The sequence below is a fragment of the Rhodococcus sp. FG69 genome, assembly GCF_057808915.1.
On record NZ_JBMDIX010000023.1, the window covers coordinates 29,072 to 46,967 of the forward strand.

The 17,896-nt window shown below is 64.0% G+C and carries 19 protein-coding genes; 14 read left to right on the top strand and 5 right to left on the bottom strand.

The features are described 5' to 3' along the window. The first annotated feature begins 61 nt into the window (after positions 1 to 61). The 6 genes from ACODSO_RS18200 (at position 62) to ACODSO_RS18225 (ending at position 5,491) form a co-directional block, all read left to right on the top strand. On the top strand, positions 62 to 1,696 hold the full coding sequence (locus tag ACODSO_RS18200; RefSeq protein ID WP_489038181.1) for an ABC transporter substrate-binding protein: 1,635 nt from the start codon (positions 62 to 64) through the stop codon (positions 1,694 to 1,696). Then, a complete protein-coding gene (locus tag ACODSO_RS18205; protein ID WP_489038182.1) occupies positions 1,651 to 2,727 on the top strand; it encodes an ABC transporter permease in 1,077 nt (358 codons plus the stop codon). Before ACODSO_RS18200 ends, ACODSO_RS18205 begins: the two co-directional genes overlap by 46 nt. Next, positions 2,720 to 3,541, top strand: coding sequence for an ABC transporter permease (locus ACODSO_RS18210; RefSeq protein WP_489038183.1), 822 nt, complete (start codon positions 2,720 to 2,722; stop codon positions 3,539 to 3,541). The genes ACODSO_RS18205 and ACODSO_RS18210 overlap by 8 nt, the downstream gene beginning before the upstream one ends. Then, positions 3,538 to 4,449, top strand: a complete 912-nt coding sequence (locus ACODSO_RS18215) for an ATP-binding cassette domain-containing protein (protein ID WP_489038184.1) — start codon at positions 3,538 to 3,540, stop codon at positions 4,447 to 4,449. Before ACODSO_RS18210 ends, ACODSO_RS18215 begins: the two co-directional genes overlap by 4 nt. Then, positions 4,446 to 5,105: an ABC transporter ATP-binding protein gene (locus ACODSO_RS18220; RefSeq protein WP_489038185.1), complete on the top strand. Its 660-nt coding sequence runs from the start codon at positions 4,446 to 4,448 to the stop codon at positions 5,103 to 5,105. The genes ACODSO_RS18215 and ACODSO_RS18220 overlap by 4 nt, the downstream gene beginning before the upstream one ends. A 92-nt stretch (positions 5,106 to 5,197) precedes the next feature. Continuing rightward, a complete protein-coding gene (locus ACODSO_RS18225) occupies positions 5,198 to 5,491 on the top strand; it encodes a PASTA domain-containing protein (RefSeq protein ID WP_489038186.1) in 294 nt (97 codons plus the stop codon). Positions 5,492 to 5,496: 5 nt separating this feature from the next. Here the strand turns inward: ACODSO_RS18225 and ACODSO_RS18230 are convergent, their stop codons facing one another. Then, positions 5,497 to 6,540, bottom strand: coding sequence for a 2Fe-2S iron-sulfur cluster-binding protein (locus ACODSO_RS18230; RefSeq protein WP_489038187.1), 1,044 nt, complete (start codon positions 6,538 to 6,540; stop codon positions 5,497 to 5,499). A gap of 289 nt (positions 6,541 to 6,829) precedes the next feature. Between ACODSO_RS18230 and ACODSO_RS18235 the strand changes: the two genes are divergently transcribed. From ACODSO_RS18235 to ACODSO_RS18245, 3 genes are read left to right on the top strand one after another with little or no spacing between them, the layout of a single operon-like run. Then, the gene (locus tag ACODSO_RS18235; RefSeq protein WP_068373314.1) at positions 6,830 to 8,017 is read left to right on the top strand and encodes an iron-containing alcohol dehydrogenase; all 1,188 of its coding nucleotides are present in this window, start codon (positions 6,830 to 6,832) and stop codon (positions 8,015 to 8,017) included. Next, positions 8,014 to 9,360: a MadS family sensor histidine kinase gene (locus ACODSO_RS18240; protein WP_489038188.1), complete on the top strand. Its 1,347-nt coding sequence runs from the start codon at positions 8,014 to 8,016 to the stop codon at positions 9,358 to 9,360. Before ACODSO_RS18235 ends, ACODSO_RS18240 begins: the two co-directional genes overlap by 4 nt. Then, complete coding sequence (locus ACODSO_RS18245; RefSeq protein ID WP_489038189.1) at positions 9,357 to 10,007, top strand: MadR family response regulator transcription factor; 651 nt, start codon at positions 9,357 to 9,359, stop codon at positions 10,005 to 10,007. Before ACODSO_RS18240 ends, ACODSO_RS18245 begins: the two co-directional genes overlap by 4 nt. On the opposite strand, the gene mftM is transcribed toward ACODSO_RS18245, so the two are convergent. Continuing rightward, positions 10,000 to 10,851 (bottom strand): mycofactocin oligosaccharide methyltransferase MftM, encoded by an 852-nt coding sequence (gene mftM, locus ACODSO_RS18250; protein ID WP_489038190.1) that lies wholly within the window; start codon positions 10,849 to 10,851, stop codon positions 10,000 to 10,002. The two genes, ACODSO_RS18245 and mftM, sit on opposite strands and share 8 nt — an antisense overlap. Continuing rightward, on the bottom strand, positions 10,848 to 11,468 hold the full coding sequence (gene mftR / locus ACODSO_RS18255; RefSeq protein ID WP_489038218.1) for a mycofactocin system transcriptional regulator MftR: 621 nt from the start codon (positions 11,466 to 11,468) through the stop codon (positions 10,848 to 10,850). The genes mftM and mftR overlap by 4 nt, the downstream gene beginning before the upstream one ends. A gap of 114 nt (positions 11,469 to 11,582) precedes the next feature. Here mftR and mftA point away from each other — a divergent pair, with 114 nt between their 5' ends. The 5 genes from mftA to mftD (ACODSO_RS18280) are packed head-to-tail and all read left to right on the top strand — an operon-like array spanning position 11,583 to position 15,659. Beyond that, a complete protein-coding gene (gene mftA / locus ACODSO_RS18260) occupies positions 11,583 to 11,696 on the top strand; it encodes a mycofactocin precursor MftA (RefSeq protein ID WP_068373330.1) in 114 nt (37 codons plus the stop codon). A 1-nt stretch (position 11,697) separates the two neighbouring features. Continuing rightward, positions 11,698 to 11,985: a mycofactocin biosynthesis chaperone MftB gene (mftB, locus tag ACODSO_RS18265; RefSeq protein WP_068373334.1), complete on the top strand. Its 288-nt coding sequence runs from the start codon at positions 11,698 to 11,700 to the stop codon at positions 11,983 to 11,985. A gap of 52 nt (positions 11,986 to 12,037) precedes the next feature. Further along, a complete protein-coding gene (gene mftC / locus ACODSO_RS18270; protein ID WP_489038191.1) occupies positions 12,038 to 13,288 on the top strand; it encodes a mycofactocin radical SAM maturase in 1,251 nt (416 codons plus the stop codon). A gap of 11 nt (positions 13,289 to 13,299) precedes the next feature. Further along, positions 13,300 to 14,478, top strand: a complete 1,179-nt coding sequence (mftD, locus tag ACODSO_RS18275; RefSeq protein WP_489038192.1) for a pre-mycofactocin synthase MftD — start codon at positions 13,300 to 13,302, stop codon at positions 14,476 to 14,478. Further along, entirely contained in the window at positions 14,475 to 15,659 is a 1,185-nt protein-coding gene (gene mftD / locus ACODSO_RS18280) for a pre-mycofactocin synthase MftD (protein WP_489038194.1), read from the top strand. Before mftD (ACODSO_RS18275) ends, mftD (ACODSO_RS18280) begins: the two co-directional genes overlap by 4 nt. Here the strand turns inward: mftD (ACODSO_RS18280) and ACODSO_RS18285 are convergent. Both ACODSO_RS18285 and ACODSO_RS18290 read right to left on the bottom strand, forming a co-directional pair. Then, positions 15,613 to 16,377 carry an IclR family transcriptional regulator gene (locus tag ACODSO_RS18285; RefSeq protein ID WP_489038196.1) on the bottom strand — a complete coding sequence of 255 codons (765 nt, stop codon included), beginning with the start codon at positions 16,375 to 16,377 and terminating at the stop codon, positions 15,613 to 15,615. The two genes, mftD (ACODSO_RS18280) and ACODSO_RS18285, sit on opposite strands and share 47 nt — an antisense overlap. Next, positions 16,377 to 17,882 carry an APC family permease gene (locus ACODSO_RS18290; RefSeq protein WP_489038197.1) on the bottom strand — a complete coding sequence of 502 codons (1,506 nt, stop codon included), beginning with the start codon at positions 17,880 to 17,882 and terminating at the stop codon, positions 16,377 to 16,379. Before ACODSO_RS18290 ends, ACODSO_RS18285 begins: the two co-directional genes overlap by 1 nt. Between the last annotated feature and the right edge of the window lie 14 nt (positions 17,883 to 17,896).

Consider the following 17,896-nt stretch of genomic DNA (forward strand, 5'->3'; position numbering starts at 1 on the left):
TCGATCGTGGGCACGTGCGCACACCCTGTGACACCATTCGTCCATCTGAACAACTGCTCAGATGAACGAGGAGGGTCTAGTGATCCGGACTGGGTCTGTGGTCGGTGTCGCGGTCGGCGCGACGTGTGTTCTTGCGGTTGTGTCGTGCAGTGCCCCGACGAATTCTGCGAGCGGGTCGAGTGCAGGCGGATTGGTCCTCGCCGACGGCTACGAGCTGGGTGGCTACAACCCCGTGGCGGGCTACGGTGCCGCGGGCGAGGCCAAGATGTACGACGGTTTGCTTCGGCTCGACGGTGCCGATGGGCTACCGGGTTTCGAGCCGTCGCTGGCTACGGAGCTTCCGACGTCGAACGCCGACGCGACGGTCTGGACTGTCCCGTTGCGCGACGGCGTCACGTTCTCCGACGGTTCCTCCTTCGATGCGGCCGACGTCGTCGCAACGTATGGCGCGATCCAAGACCCCGCCTCGGCGTCGGAGGTGCGGTCCTCGTTCGACATGATCACCGACGTCGCCGCAGTCGACGACCGTACCGTCGAATTTCGGCTCGCCTACCCGTATTCGGCATTGCCGACCAAGCTCCTGATCGGCATCGTTCCGGCGGAATCGGTCGCGACACCGGGGCTCGCCGCCGAGTCGAGCCTGAACACGGTACCGATCGGTACCGGTCCGTACACCCTCGTCGACCTTTCGCCCGATCGTGCGGTCCTGGAGGCCAACGAGAACTACTTCGGCGGCGCGCCGACAGTGAAGAAGTTGACCCTGCTGTACGTACCCGACGACAACACCCGCGCTCAACGGATGGCCGCAGGCGAGATCGACGGCACCAACCTGCCGCCGCTGCTGGCGAAGACGCTCGACGGCAAAGACGGTATGTCGTTGTCGTCCAATACCTCTGCCGACTGGCGTGGAGTTTCGCTGCCGACCGATAATCCGGTCGCGGGTGACAAGGCCGTGCGCATGGCGCTGAACCTGGCCGCGAATCGGCAGTCCATGGTGGACAACGTCCTCGGCGGATACGGCGCGAGTGCGGCGACGCCGATTCCCGAGGTGTACGGCGACGCCTACGATCCGAGTGCGGTGTTCCGATACGACCCCGTCGGGGCCGAGCGTCTGCTCGACGAGGCAGGCTGGAGCCGTGCCGAAGACGGTATCCGCGTCAAGGACGGCACCCGGGCCGAATTCACCGTGATGTACAACTCGACGGACACGGTCCGACGAGATCTGGCTCAGGCCTTTGCATCCGACGCTCTGGCAGTCGGAGTGGAGGTGAACCTGGAAGCGTTGTCGTGGGATCGGATCGACCCTCGTATCTCGTTCGATTCGACGATGCTCGGTGGCGGATCCGAGCCGTACGACCCGGACACCCAGGCGTACAACACGCTGGACTCGGTGTTCGTGAACCCTGACGTGGGCAGCATCTACGACAACGCGAGCGACTACGTCAATCCTGCCGTCGACGCGGCGCTCGAAACGGGACGGCGAAGCCTCGACACCGCAGAACGCGATGCGGCGTACCGCGATATGCAGCGGGCGTATATCGAGGATCCCGGCTTCGTGTTCCTGGTGTTCCTCGATCACACCTACGTGTCCAAGGACTCGGACTGGACGATGTCGGGGCCGATCCTCGAACCGCATTCTCACGGCGTCACATGGGGACCGTGGTGGTCGCTGCAGACATGGACGCGGCAGTCGTGACCGCCACCATTGCGCGGCCGGTGACGACGTCGGCAGCGAGCCACGACAGGAGAACTCGACGCCGGGGAATTCTCCGCATGATCGGACGTCGGCTGCTGTTCGTCGTCCCGGTGTGCGGCGCGGTCTCGGCCGGTCTGTTCGCGGCTGCTGCGGTCTCACCGTTCGATCCTCTCGTCGCGTATCTCGGTGTGCGCTATACGACGACGACCGACGCGGACAAAGCGATGATCACCGAACAACTGGGTTTCGATCAAGCCTGGTACACGACGTACTGGCAGTGGTTGCACGGAGTTTTCACTGGCGACCTCGGTACTTCGCGGTCGTTCGGCCAGCCCGTTGCCGAGGTCCTTGCCGAGCGCGCACCGTGGACGCTGTTGTTGGCGGGTGTCGGTCTGGCGATCGCTGCGACGCTGGCGCTGGTCCTCGGTGTCACGGCGGGCATTCGCAGCGGTGGCATCCTCGATCGATGCGTCACCGGTTTCTGTATCGCCGTTGCCGGCCTGCCCCCGTTCGTCATGTCCCTCGGCGCGATTGCGGTGTTCGCGCTCGGGCTCGGATGGCTACCGGTCGCGGGGCTCAGCGACGGGGGAGCCGACCCGACTCCCGGTGGGGTCGCCGTACACATGATTCTTCCGGTCGCAGTCCTCGCGGTATCGCAACTTCCGTGGTTGTTGCTCGCAGTCAGAGAATCGGTCTCGACCGCGCGGGGCGAGGAGTACGTCGCAGGCGCGGTGGCCCGCGGGATCCCGACATCGATGGTGACGCGCAGGCACATCGTGCCGACGTCGATGGCACCGTTCGTCAATGTGCTCGGCGTACGTCTGCCGGAACTCGTCGTCGGGGCCGTACTGGTGGAAGAGGTGTTCTCCTGGCCCGGTGTCGCCGGTGCCATCGTGCAGTCCGCCCGTGATCTCGACATGGCGTTGCTGGCAGTGCTGACGGTAGGCACGACGCTGGCGGTGATGCTCGGATCGCTTCTCGCCGACGTCGTCGTCGCGCTGTTGGATCCGCGGGTGAAGACCGATGGATAGGCGCAGGCTGGTACTGGCAGGCTCGGTTCTCGCTCTGCTCACGCTGTACGCGGTCGCGGTGCCCTGGTTGTCCGGCATCGACGACAGGGTCACCGATTTCGCCGCAGCTCGGCAGGCGCCGTCGATCTCACACGTTTTCGGGACCGATTCCGCCGGTCGAGATCTGTTCGTGCGCAGCGCTGCCGCGATCCGCACGTCGTTGCTGATCGCGGCGGCCTGCGCGGTGCTGGCCACCGTGATCGGGAGCATGGTGGGCGTCGTGGCCGGAGTGTGGGGCGGCTGGGTCGATCGAGTTGTCATGCGCAGCACCGACGCGGTCAATGCACTACCGCACTTGCTGCTGGGGATCGTCATCGTTGCGATGTTCCGGGGCAGCATCGTTGCCATCGTGTTGTCGATCGCGTTGACCCACTGGACTCAGGTAGCCCGGATCGTGCGTTCGGAGATCCTCGGGCTGCGCGAGCAACCGTACATCGACGCCGCAGTCCTCGCCGGTGCGAGCCGTCGGCATCTCGTCGCGGCGCACGTGCTCCCCGCAGTCCTGCCTCAGGCTTTGATCGCGGTCGTTCTTCTGTTGCCGCATGCGATATGGCACGAGTCGACGCTGTCCTTTCTCGGCTTCGGTCTCGCGCCGCACGAACCGAGTCTGGGCACCCTGCTGTCCGAGGCACGTAGTTCCCTCCTCCTCGGGGGATGGTGGACATTGGTCTTCCCAGCGGGAATTCTGGTTCTGGCGACAGTTGCAGTGGCTGTGCTCGGATCGACGCTACGGCAGGCGGTCTCACCGCCGAAACCCTCGGAGTTGAGACTGTGACCGCATTGGCAATCGACAATCTGACGGTGCGCATACCGCTGGCCGACGGTCGGGTCGTGCATGCCGCGAGCGGGGTGCACCTGGCAGTCCCTGCCGGGACCGTCACCGCGTTGGTCGGAGAATCGGGTTGTGGCAAGTCGATCCTGGCGTCGGCGATCATGAACATGTTGCCGGTCGAGTCCTCGGTCTCGGGATCGGTCGTGGTGCAGACCCCCGAACGAATCGTCGACGTGTTCGCCGACTCGTCGTTCCGTGGGCGCGATGTGGCGTTGATCCCGCAGTCGGCATCGTCGTATCTGACGCCGGTGCGCACGGCGAGATCTCAACTGGAAGAGGCCATTCGAGTTCTCCGATCCCGACACAGATGCGACGAGTTGGCGCGGTTGGTCGGTCTGGATCCGCATGATCTGGACTGTTACCCGCACGAGTTGTCCGGCGGGATGGCGCAGCGCGTTGCGATCGCCGGTGCTCTGGTCGGGGATCCTGCGGTCATCGTCGCCGACGAGCCGACCGCCAACCTCGACGGGGACCTGACCGATCGCATCCTGGGACTGCTGAGACGCTCGGCCGACGATGGTGCTGCCGTCCTGCTGATCACTCACGATCTGTCCTCGTTGATGCGCACGGCCGTCGCAGACCGTGTCGCGGTGATGTACGCCTCGCGGATCATGGAGACCGGCCCTGCACGCTCGGTGCTCGACGAACCGCTGCACGACTACACCCGAGACCTGTTGAATGCGCTGCCATCTCGTGGGCTGAACCCGATGCCCGGTACTGCGCCGCAGCTGACGGACTTGCCCGAGGAGTGTGTCTATCATCTGCGTCGACCCGAGTCGACTCAGTCCGGCGGCGCGACCGAGCTGGTCACCGTCGGGAATCGGTCGTATCGAACGAGAGTGAGCGCATGAGTCTGGACGCCGTCGACATCACCGCGGGCTATTCCGGTACCTCGGATGTTCTTGTGCGCGAGTCGTTCTCGATTCCCGCCGGATCTCTTGTCGGGCTGGCCGGACCGTCCGGATCAGGGAAGTCGACGTTGGCTCGGGTTCTCGCGCTGCTCCTCGAGCCGCGAGCAGGCATCGTCACGATCGATGGCCGTGAGGTCAGGGGCGTCGGATTGGCTGTGCCGTCGGCGATTCGGCGGCAGGTAGCCATGTTGTTCCAATCGCCCAGGGCAGCAACGGATCCTCGAATGACGTTGCGCGCGATCATCGAACAGCCCGCCAAGATAGTGCGTCGCCGCATCGTGGTGGAGGAATTGGTCGAACGGGTCGGGTTGACGGCCGACTTGCTCGACCGTCGTCCGCACCAGGTCAGCGATGGGCAGCTTCAGCGGGCCTGCGTCGCAAGAGCGCTGGCGCAGGAGCCGCGGTACCTCATCTGCGACGAAGCGACCGCGATGCTCGATGCTGCTACGACGGCATCGATCATGCGGCTCGTGCAAAGCGAAGCGCGCGAGGCGGGTATGGGTGTCTTGATGATCAGCCATGACGCCGAACTGCTCGCGGCTGTCGGGGCGGTTGCAGGCCACCGGCAGGGAGTTTTCGATAGTCGCGGGGCCTGAAGCGAACTCACAGCGTTCTCTGCGTCGAACCTCAGACTTCGAGCGGATTGTGGATCGGGAAGGAACATCCACTCGGGCTTAGGAGTCTCGGAATGCGTACCTCGTTCAAAAAAGCAGTTGCTGTCATCGCAGCAGTCGGAGCGGTATCCGTCGGAGGCGCCTCGGTGGCCTCCGCCGCCACCGTCGACCAAATCACGGTCCCCGACGTGGTCGGCTACTCGGCCCCTGTCGCGGTCGACGTGCTCGAGGATGCAGGGTTCACCAGTGTGAGGGTCGCAGGCCCCTACGGCGACAATCCGAACACCAGCGTCACTCGCACGTCGGTCGCGGAGGACACGGTCGTATCGGAAAACACGCCCATCACGATATTCGTGGATCCGTGGTGACGTCGTCAGAATTCGATCCGCACGTCATTGCTGACGGGACGAGCCTGGCATCCCAGGATCATCCCGTCGGCAATGTCCTCCTCGTCCAGTATTTCCGAATTCTCCATGGCGACTTCACCGTCGAGAATCGTGCACGCGCACGAACCGCACTCACCCTCTCGACATGAATAGGGGACGGCCAGGCCCTGGGTCAGCATGACCTCGACGAGAGTCTGTGTTCTCGGCCATGGAAAGTTGTGCGTTTCGCCGTCGAGTTCGACTGTCGCGGTCGCTGCCGACGCGCTGTCCTCTTCGGTGACAGGCGTCGGGGGAGGATCGGTGAAGGGATCACCGGTGAGTGAGGAGAACACTTCGCTGTGGACACGCTCGCGCGGGAACCCGCCGCTGGCAAGGGCTTTGTGCACGGCATCCATGAACGGGCCTGGGCCGCACATGAACGCTGTGCGCTCGCGATACGGTGCTGCGACAGTGGCCAGTTGGTCGATGCTCGGGATTCCCTGCAGTGATTCGAGCCAGTGCGTCACGGCCAGTCGGCGCGGATACTCCGCTGCCAGTGCGCGTAGTTCGTCGGCGAAGATCACCGAGGACTCGTCGCGGTTGGCATAGAGGAGTGCGATCGAGCCAACTCCTTCGGCCAAGGCGGACTTCAGGATCGACATGACTGGGGTGATTCCCGATCCGGCAGCCAGTAGCAGGAAGTCCTCGTCGAGGTCGGGTGGGGTGAAACGGCCGGACGGCGGAAGCGACTCGATGACGTCGCCGACGGCGACGTTGTCGCAGACCCAGTTGGAGCCGTACCCGTCGACGGTGCGTTTGACGGTGACCTTCGGGGCCTCGTCGCCGTGCGGGGAGCTGGCCAGCGAGTAGCACCGAGCAACCGAGCCCGTCCGTTCGCTCGGTATCCGCAGCGTCAGGAATTGGCCCGGCCGGTAGTCGAAATCCGCCGGTGCGTCGAAGACGATGGACCTGGCATCCGCGGTCTCTTCGACGACCGCGGCTACGGTGAGCAGCACCGATCGTGAACCATGCTGCTGGTCGGCACTCGCCATCGGGTTGCATCCCTTCGTAGAACTGAAACGTGTTCTAGTTTAGCGGTCGATTCGGGTGTGTGTCGAGACCGCCTAGGTTGTGTGGGTACCGACACCGGGGCGCGCGCGGGGATCGACGCGCCGGTACCTACCCGATCGGATAGGTGGACACCTGCCTGACCGCTGGTGGGCAGGCAGGCGTCGGGACGGTTAACGTTGTAACCTGAATCACATGGTGGTGGGCTCCGCCGCCAACAGGGAAGTTCAGAGGCGATAACCGATGATCGAAGCGGCCTCGACCAGTCAGGCCATGCATGACCTGCATTCGCACCGAAGCGCGGTCGAGGCGCCGCGGGTGCTCAAGTTTCATGCGCCCGAAATCGTGTTCGGCCAGGACTCGCTCGTCGAAGTCGCGCATGCTGCACTTCGCCTCGGCGCACAGCGGCCGATGGTGGTCACCGACGAGGGCCTCATCGACACCGGTTGGGTCGCCCAGTTGACGCTTCTCCTCGACGAGCAAGGCCTCGCGCCGACGACGTGGAACGGGCTCACGCCCAATCCCAAGGACGTCGAGATCGAAGCCGGCCACCAGGTCTACCAGGAATCGGGTTGTGACGTCCTGATCGCGATCGGCGGCGGCTCGGTCATGGATGCTGCCAAAGGCATTGCAGTGTTGGCGGGCCACGGCGGATCGATTCTCGACTACGAGGGCGTCGATCGTGCGACGAGACCTATCCCGCCGCTCGTCATGGTTCCGACGACCTCCGGCACCGGCGCCGACGTATCCCAGTTCTGCATAGTCACCGACACTGCCCGATCCACCAAGATCACCATTCTCGGACGGGCACTGGTTCCCGATATCACCGTCATCGACCCGAGATTGTTGACGACCATGCCGGAATGGCTCAACGCGGCAACAGGTCTCGACGCCTTGACACACGGGATCGAGGCATTCGTCTCGCTCGGGCACAACCAACTCACCGATCACCATGCACTGCGTGCGGTCACGATGGTGACCTCGCATCTCGCCCGCACGATGGACGAACCGTCGGACATGACCGCTCGAACGTCGATGGCACAGGCGAGCCTCGAAGCAGGCCTCGCCTTCACCAACGCCATCCTGGGTGCCACGCATGCAATGAGCCACCAGGTCGGCGGACTGCTCGACCTCCCGCACGGCGTCATCAACGGTGTGCTGCTTCCGCACGTCATCAGGTTCAACGCGGCAGCAGATCCCTTGCCCTACGTGGCGATAGCGATGAGCCTCGCTCTCCCCGAAGGACGGGGGTCCGCCGAGGAAGCGGCTCAGGCCGTCGCCGCACGGGTGGAGGAGTTGGCACGCCAGGTGGGCGTGCCGAAGGGGCTGCGCGAAATCGGTGTCAGTGACGCCGACATCGACGTTCTCGCGACCAATGCGCTCCGCGACGCGTGCATGTCGACCAACCCACGCCAAGCCTCGCACGAGGAAATGGCTGCGTTGTTCAGGACTGCCCTATGACCACCCAGCCACCGGATCTGTCACTGCTGACGGGGCTGCGGTCGGGCAAGAGCACGTTCTATCCTCAGTATCGCGGCGCGGCCGAGCGGCTCGAACGCGTCGTACATGCCCTCGAGCTGATTTCTCGGGCTCTGGTACGCACGGTCGACGGTCCAGAAACGCTGATCTGCGCCGTCGCCGAAGCCGCGCGTGCCCATTTGAGCGCGCAGTGGGTCGTCTTCGCTCTCGCCGACGGGGCCCTGCCGGATGCTGGACCACGGCGACTCGTCCTCGGACCCGACGCGACGCCGTTTCTGGTCGACGATGTCGTAGGGCCACCGCTGCCCGACGACGTCGTCGAGTGCCTGGAAGCGATCCGGCTCGCCACCACAGGCGACGGACGCCAACCTCAGATCGCTGCGCACCACGCATTCGTACCCATCGCATTGGATGGAGGGGTGGTCGGAGCGTTCGCAGCGTGGACGCCGACGCGGCGAGTGCTCGATGCAACGGATTCGGCAGTGCTCAGTATTCTTGCGAGCCAAACTGCGGTAGCACTGCAGAATTCGGCGTTGTATCAGAGTAGACGAGTGCTCCTCGAACGCACCGAGAACGCGTATGGGCAGGCGCATCGGACAGCGGCGGATCTCGCAATTCGGAACGCGGAACTCGAAGCGACACAACGTCAACTCGGTGCCGCGCACCGACATCAGGTGCTCGACGACGAACGGCACCGCATCGCGCGAGAATTGCACGACAGCGTCACCCAGGCGGTGCTGTCGGCCGGGATGCAGATCGAAGTGTGTCGCAACGACATTCCCGCCGACGAAAGACGGGAGCGGTTGGACCTCGCGAAAGAGCTGACTCGACGTGCCGTCGAACAGTTGCGGTCGGCGATCTACGCGCTCAACAATTCGCAGGACGACGACCGCACGTCGCTGCCGGAAATGCTCGAGCAGCTCTCGGTCGTGCACATGCCCGACGAGCTCCAGGTCTCGTTGCGGGTCGAGGGAACTCCCGTCGAACTCGACAGCGCATGTGAACACGGTCTGCTGCGAATTGCGGGTGAAGCGTTGTTCAACACTGCGGTTCACGCAGGCGCACATCGTGCGGTCATCCGTCTCGCGTACCGAGCCGGGCATGTGTTCCTGTCGATCGCCGACGACGGGCAGGGCGATCCGGCGCACTTGAGAATGATGTTGCGTGTGGCAGAGAGCAACGACGTCGACGGACGGCATCGAGGCCTGGCGAACATGGCAGCGCGAGCACGTGAGCACGGAGGGGTGCTCGAGATCCGTAAGGCCCGAATCGGAGGTGTGCGGATTTCCGTGCGCATTCCTTCCCAGGAGAGTGAGCAGTCGTGACCGTTGAGACAACCGTGGTCCGGATCGTGCTGGTCGACGATCACGCCATACTTCGCGACGGGCTGAAGTCGGTGCTCGAGCGCGAGGCCGATTTGTCCGTCGTCGGTGAGGCGTCCTCGCGCGGGGAAGGACTCGCCGTCGTCGAGCGAGTCCAGCCGGACATCGTGCTGATGGACCTCAAGCTCTCGGCGAGTACCGATTACGAAGGACTGGCTCTGTGCGCGCAGCTCTCCAGCGCGCATCCTGGTCTCGGGCTGCTGGTGTTGACGACGTTTCTCGACGATCGGCTCGTAGTGGAGGCGGTGCACGCCGGTGCTCGGGGATACGTCGTCAAAGACGTCGACACTACCGAGTTGGTACGCGCGATCCGTGCCGTCTCACGCGGCGAGAGCGCATTCGACTCGCGCAGCGCTTCTGCGGTCATTCGGTCCCTCAACGGTCAGGGATCGGCAGTCGAGCGGCTGACCGACCGTGAACTCGAGGTGCTGCGGTTGTTGGCAACCGGCTTGTCCAACGCGGGTATCGGGACCAAGCTGTTCATTTCGGCGACCACGGTGAAATTCCACGTCAGCAACATCATGCGCAAGCTGGGAGTGAGTCGTCGTGCCGAGGCGGTCTACGCCGCGAGCAAGCAGGGACTCATCTGACCGCCACAGTGCGGGAGACATCGGGGCGTGAGGTGTCGAGGACGAGCCAACCGCCGTGATACTCGTCGATCTCGAAGGCCAAGCCGGTGCGTCGGCCGAGCTCGGCGAGTGAATCGTTGTCGAACGTCCTGACATGACCGTGGCACGCAGTCGCTTCCGATTCGTACGGGACAGCGATGACGACGCGCGCGCGGGCGATTCGGATCGCCTCGTCGACGATCCGAGCGCCTACTGCGTCGTCGACGTGTTCGAGGAGATGCAACGCCGTCACGGTGTCGGCCGAGTTGTCTGCGACCGGCACGCCCGCAGCATCCGAGGTGATGACGTCGAGAGTGGCGCCCAGGTGTGGAGCGACCGTGCCGAGCAATCGCATCGTTCCCTCGGACAGGTCGGTGGCGGTGACGTCGATCCCGCGGAGCGCGAGTCGGAGCGGAAAGAACCCGAAGCACGACCCGAGGTCGAGGACGCTTCCCAGCGCCAGGGATTCGGCGCGGCTGTGGACGGGAGCGAAATCCGCAGTGCCGCCGAGAAGATCATCGAGTGAGTTGCGATAGTAGGTGGTCCAGGCCTCGACAGGGTCGGCGACCGTCGATCGCACGAGTCCGACCATGACGACTTCGAATTCTCGTTGAGAGAGATTCAAGTCGGTGACTCTCGGTACGAGACTCTCACCGATGTGCGCGGAATTCAGGCCGTGTCGGACAGTGAGGGATCGAGTGCGGTCCAGCTCGAGTGCGCCGGGAGCGAGCTGGTCGCAGAACTCGACCGTGATGTCGTCGTATCCCCAGCGACCGTCACGAGCAGGAGCAGCGCAACTTGGAGCCAAGGCGTCGAGTTCGGTCATGTCGGTTCTTTCGCTGCGGGGAGATCGAGACCGGCGTAGAGAGTGCGAGTGCCGTCGGACAGCAACTGTGCGAGATCGAGCGTCTCGTCGGTGAGCCACTGCTCGTACGCAGACATTGCCACACCGAGGACCATCCAGCCAACAGTTCGCGGAAAATGATCTGTCGGCGTGGAATGCGTTCGCGCTGCCACGTATTCGGCGATGACGTCGCGCCAACCCTCGTACATGAGCATCGAATAGCCCTGTAGTGCAGGATTTCGCAGGATCAAGGCCATGCGCTGGCGGTGCACTGCCTTCTCGTCCTCGGGGAAAGTGTTGAACTCCAACAAGGCCGATCGAATTCCGTCGGCGAGCGAGATTTCGTCGGGCAGGTCGGCGAGTAGGGAACGAAGAGCGGCCAGTTGCTCGTCGAAGTCGCCCCAGGGGACGGCGTTCTTGGAGGGAAAGTAGCGAAAGAACGTACGTCGAGCTATGCCGGCGGCCTCGGCGATGTCGTCGACGCTCGTGGAGTCGAAGCCATTCGTGGCGAAGAGTTCGATGCCGAGATCACTGATCTGCCCCCTCGTCGTGGACGGGCGGCGACCTACCCGGCCGGATGGTTTCTTGCGGCTGACCACTTTTTTCTCTCCGTTTGCTGTCATTGTGCACTCGATGCCATTATTGTGGTGAACCAAGTCACTGTCACCCCCGACTGTGACCGACCGAATGATTCTCGCCGATGGAGGAACAAGATGTCTCAGAACCCCAAGACAGACGTCGTCGACGCTGCAGTAGCCCAGTCCGATCTGGTCGAAGAGTCTCTCGTGGAAGAGGTTTCCATCGACGGTATGTGCGGCGTGTACTGACATGTCCGCCGTGAAGGTTGTCGACGCGTTGGATCTCGATGCACGCTGGGCCCTTCACCCGCAGGTGGCGCTGCGCCCCGAGTCTTTCGGGGCGCTGCTCTACCACTTCGGGACGCGCAAGCTCTCTTTTCTCAAGAATCGCACCATCGTAGCGATCATCGAGTCTTTTCCCGATCATCCCGACATGCGCTCCGCGATCGCTGCGGCAGGCATCGACGAGGCCGGCATGGCGCCGTACGTGAAAGCTCTGGCCACTCTGGCTGATTCGCGCATGATCACCACTCTGTGATTGCCCGACCGAACCGATATTCCCGTTCCGCCCCGACGAAGAGGACAGCCCCATGACCTCCATGCTCGAAAGACCAGCACCACCGCCCGCGGTCGGTAAGTTGGTCGATCAGTTCGAACTCGGACTGGATGCCCCGATCTGTCTGACCTGGGAGCTGACCTACGCCTGCAACCTCTCGTGCGTGCACTGTCTGTCCTCCTCCGGTCGCCGTGACCCCCGAGAGCTCAGCACCGAGCAGTGCAAGTCCATCATCGACGAACTGCAGAAGATGCAGGTCTTCTACGTCAACATCGGCGGCGGTGAGCCGACGGTGCGGTCGGACTTCTGGGAGCTGGTCGACTACGCGACGGCACATCAGGTCGGCGTCAAGTTTTCCACCAACGGCGTCAAGATCGACAAGAAGGTTGCTGCACGCCTGGCAGCATCCGACTACGTCGACGTGCAGATTTCCATCGACGGCGCTACCGCCGAGGTCAACGATGCGGTGCGCGGCCCAGGCTCGTTCGACATGGCGTGCCGCGCGCTGGAGAACCTGAAGGAGGCCGGCTTCAAGGACGCCAAGATCTCGGTCGTCGTCACCCGACACAACGTGAGCCAGCTCGACGACTTCAAGGCACTCGCAGACAAATACGATGCCACACTGCGCATCACGCGGCTGCGTCCCTCGGGTCGCGGTGCCGACGTCTGGGACGATCTGCATCCCACGGCCGGACAGCAGCGTGAGCTCTACGACTGGCTGGTCGCCAACGGCGAAGGTGTTCTGACCGGCGATTCCTTCTTCCATCTGTCTGCGTTCGGCGATGCGCTTCCAGGCCTCAACCTCTGTGGCGCGGGACGTGTCGTCTGCTTGATCGACCCGATCGGCGACGTCTACGCGTGCCCGTTCGCCATCCACGAACAGTTCCTTGCGGGCAACATCGTCCGTGACGCGCGTCCCGCGACAGCGACATCTGCGGCTATGGGCGGGTTCCAATCCGTTTGGCAGACATCGGAATTGTTCCAGGAACTGCGGTCTCCGCAAACGTCGGGCGCATGCACCAAGTGTGCGCACTTCGACGCGTGCCGTGGCGGCTGCATGGCCGCCAAATTCTTCACCGGTCTCCCCATGGATGGTCCGGATCCCGAGTGCGTCATCGGCAACGGTGAACTGGCATTGGCCGGCGCGGGGGAGATCCCCAAGTCGAGCGTCGACCATTCCCGCACCGGGCAGCGCAAGACACCGAGAGCGTCGGTGCCGCTCACCTTGATGATGCGGCCACCGGCCAAGATCTGCGACGAGAATCCGCTCGCAGGAATGGAATAGGAAGAACAGCTATGGCCAAGAGTGCCTGGTTCGAGACCGTTGCCGAAGCGCAGCGCCGCGCCAAGAAACGTCTACCGAAGTCCGTGTACGCCGCGCTGGTAGCGGGGTCCGAGCGAGGAATCACCGTCGACGACAACACGGCGGCGTTCGGTGAACTGGGGTTCGCCCCACATGTTGCCGGATTGTCCGACAAACGTGATTTGTCGACGACCGTGATGGGGCAGCCATTGTCGTTCCCGGTCATGATCTCGCCGACGGGTGTGCAGGCCGTCCATCCGGACGGGGAGGTCGCCGTCGCCAGAGCAGCGGCGGCCCGCGGCATCCCCATCGGATTGTCGTCGTTCGCCAGCAAGTCGGTCGAGGAGGTCGCTGCAGCAAATCCGCAGACGTTCTTCCAGATGTACTGGGTCGGAACACGCGAGGTGCTGCTTCAGCGCATGGAGCGTGCACGGGCCGCGGGTGCCGTGGGTCTGATCATGACGCTGGACTGGTCGTTCTCCAACGGCCGCGACTGGGGAAGTCCGTCGATTCCGGAGAAGATGGACCTCAAAGCGATGTTCCAGTTCGCTCCTGAGGGCATCACACGGCCGAAGTGGTTGTGGGAGTTCGCCAAGACCGGCAAGATTCCCGACCTGACGACCCCGAACCTGACCGCGCCGGGCGGCGGCCCCGCACCGACGTTCTTCGGTGCCTATGGCGAGTGGATGGGCACCCCGCTTCCCACCTGGGACGACGTGGCGTGGCTGCGCGAGCAGTGGGGTGGGCCGTTCATGCTCAAGGGTGTCATGCGGGTCGACGATGCCAAGCGGGCGGTCGATGCTGGCGTCTCTGCGATCTCGGTGTCCAACCACGGCGGCAACAACCTCGACGGAACGCCGGCGCCGATCCGCGCGCTTCCTGCAATTGCCGAAGCGGTGGGGGATCAGATCGAGATCACTCTCGACGGCGGTATCCGTCGCGGCAGTGATGTCGTCAAGGCACTCGCGTTGGGTGCGCGGGCGGTGATGATCGGTCGCGCGTACCTGTGGGGTCTGTCCGCAGGCGGGCAGGCCGGTGTCGAAAATGTTCTCGACATCCTGCGCGGCGGAATAGACTCCGCGGTGCTCGGACTCGGTCATTCGTCGGTGCATGACCTCTCACCCTCGGATGTGGTGATGCCGGCCGGGTTCGACCGCAGGCTGGGTGTGTGACCGATTGGTTCGAGAGCGTCGCAGAGGCTCAGCGGCGCGCAAAGAAACGTCTACCCGAGTCCGTCTACGCCGCGTTGTTGGCGGGTTCGGAGCAGGGCATCACAGTCGACGACAACGTGGCGGCGTTCGGTGAACTCGGCTTCGCCCCGCACGTCGCGGGTTTGTCGAACACGCGTGATCTGGCGACAACGGTTATGGGACAGCCGCTGTCGTTTCCCGTGATGATCTCGCCGACGGGTGTGCAAGCTGTTCATCCGGACGGCGAGATTGCGGTCGCTCGGGCGGCAGCATCACGAGGAATCCCGCTGGGATTGTCGTTGTTTGCGAGCAAACCCGTCGAAGACGTCGTTGCAGCCAACCCGCAGACACTCTTTCAGTTGCACTGGGTGGGTTCACGCGAGTATCTGCTGCATCTGATGGATCGGGCGCGCGGCGCCGGGGCTGTCGGATTGATCCTGACAATGGATTGGTCGTTCTCCGAAGGGCGCGATTGGGGTAGCCCGTCGATTCCGGAGACAGTGAATCTCGCTGCGATGGCTCGCTTTGCGCCGGAGGCTCTTGCCCGCCCGAGATGGCTGTGGCAGTTCGCTCGGAGCGGCAAGATCCCCGATCTGTCCGCGCCGAACCTGACCCGCCCCGGCGGAACTGCACCGACATTCTTCGGCGCGTACCGCGATTGGATGGCCAGCCCGTTGCCGACGTGGGAGGACATCGCGTGGCTACGTGAGCAGTGGGAAGGGCCGTTCATGCTCAAGGGCATCACTCGTGTCGACGACGCACAGCGAGCTGTCGACGCCGGCGTTACTGCGATTTCGGTGTCCAACCACGGCGGCAACAATCTCGACGGCACACCCGCGACCATTCGCATTTTGCCCTCGATCGTCGAGGCGGTCGGCGATCGAGTGGAGATCACCCTCGACGGTGGAATCCGTCGAGGAAGTGATGTCGTCAAGGCACTTGCGCTCGGTGCGAGAGCGGTCATGATCGGTCGTGCGTACTTGTGGGGCTTGGCAGCGGGCGGTCAGTCCGGTGTGGAGAACGTGTTGGACATTCTCCGTGGTGGCGTCGATTCCGCGGTGCTGGGGCTCGGACATGCGTCCGTGCACGACCTGTCCCCGTCGGACGTCGTGATGACTACTTCGTCGCACACGCCAAGCGCATCTGACTCGCGGTCGACCTGAGCAGACCGATCAGATCGGGGTCGTCGTGCACCAACCTGCCCGTCCGCCCGATCACCGCGAGAGCGCCCGATACTCGTCCACCGTCGTCGCGGACGGGGACGGCCACCGACGATCGTCCTACCTTGATCTCGTCGGTCTCGACTGCGATATCGGTCGTGCGAATCCGGCTCATCTCGATCGCGAGCTCGGCGAGATCGACGATGGTGTGCGACGTGAATTTCCTGAGGTCGGACAGAGCAATGCCATCGGGTCTGTTGGCCAGCAATAGTTTTCCGATCGCCGACGCATGAGCATGAGTCACCAGTGCCGTCTCACCGGACAGTTCGTGGTCGGGGTCTCGGTCGATCAACTGAATTCGATCGTTCTCGTACGACGCCAGGTACACGCCGAACCTGATGCGGGCACGAAGCTCGTCCACGATGTGGTGATTGTCGACCTCGCTCACTGGGGCCGCTGTGGCGAGCTCTCTCGTTCTGCGACCGAGAGCGAAGCCCGACAGGTCTTCGATGCGTACCAGGAAGCCGTCGGCGACCAGCAGATTGAGCAGTCGGTACGCCGTAGCAGGTGGAATTCCGGTGGCGTGCGCGACTTCCTTGGCCGTCGCCCCCGAACCGAGATGTGCGACGGCTTCGAGCAACGCGAGCGCCTTCTGGACAGCCCGGGGTTCGTGTCCTCCGACTTCTGTTGCCCGTACCGTCCGCGCTGTCCTCACCGCCATCAGCGTGCGTCGGTCCAGGGGCTCTTCACCAGGGCAACTGTGCCGCGTGCATTTTCTCCGTAGGAGGCGGCACCCGGAAGAACGTCGCTGCTTTCGGCGCTGTCGAACACTCCGACCGCTGCGAGGGCTCGTGGACTACGCCTGTACAGGTATGCGCGCCAGCAGAATCCGGACAGCGCGAGTGCACCGAGCATGACCACCATGGTGACGTTCTGCTCGACACCCACCGTCACGAGGAGGTTGACCAGGACGGCGCATCCCGCGGTGCACGCGAGGACTCCGGCGAGCACGACCGTCGCGGTGAGTTCTCCGATACGCCTGAGGAAGACCACTGCGGCAATGGCCACGACGGCGTATCCGACGATGAGGGCCGCCCGAGCCAGAAGTCGGGCGTCCTCGAGCACGACCGAACCATTGAGCGCAACGAAGGCCGAACTGACCACGCCCAATCCACCGAGAACGACGCAGAGTGCGACATGCGGTGTGCGGAAGGTTCGATGGACGCGGGCGAACCGATGGGGCACGACGTTTTCGATCCCCATCGTGTAGACGAGTCTCGACGCCGCATTGGACGACGCCATCGCCGATGCGAGCCACGAGCAACTCAGCCCGAGGTTCAACGCGATGACCAGCCACGCATCGATACCCGTCGAAGTCCCGTGTTGGTAGGCGCCGAGCAGCACTCCGCCGCGACCGGACCACACGGCCCAGGCAGAGAAGGTGAAGAGCGCGCCGCAGATGATCGGCGTGAGTAGAACGGTTCTGGTGACAGTGACGAGCGGACGCTTGGCCTCGGGACCGAAAAAGGTAGCGCTCTCGAAGCCTGCGAGTGCGAACATCGCGCCGAGAGCGACGAGGAGCAGGCCGTTGGGGGCGCCGGACGGCTCGACGACGACAGGCTTGTCGGCCGGCAACAGCAAGAGCGCGGCGATGAACATCAGCGAGCACAGCTCGATCACCAGGATCGCGGTTGCCGCGAATCTGACTCCGCGGACGAGACATCCGAGTATTCCGAGCGCGAGCACGACATGAATCGCAAGTGCGCCGGCGACTCCACCGGTAGGTATCCCGACTTCACCCAGCACGGTGCGCACAGCCTGACCGCCGAAATACAGCGTCAGCGCGCCACTGGCGCAGTACTTGCACACCATCGCTGCCCCGACGGTCAACGCCCCACGTGACCCCGACCCCTTCATCACGAAGCTGTACAGCCCGCCGGACGACGAGAACCGCCTCGTAAACTGAGAGACGCAGAACGCGATCAACGACACGACGATCGTGGCGGCGAATACCGTGAGCAGACCACCGAGCATCGTCTCGTGGCTCAGCATGGTGATCGGCAGAATCACCATCGACGCGGCAGGAGCGGTCGTCGCCACCGACTGTGCGAACACCTCGATCCCCGAAAGTTGACGGCGGCCGAGTGCACGCAGCGGTGACAGTGCGGGCCGATCCGGCTCCCGTGCGGCGAAGGATGCGGCGATGGCCTGTTCGAGTGCGGACATGATGGCCAGAAAGT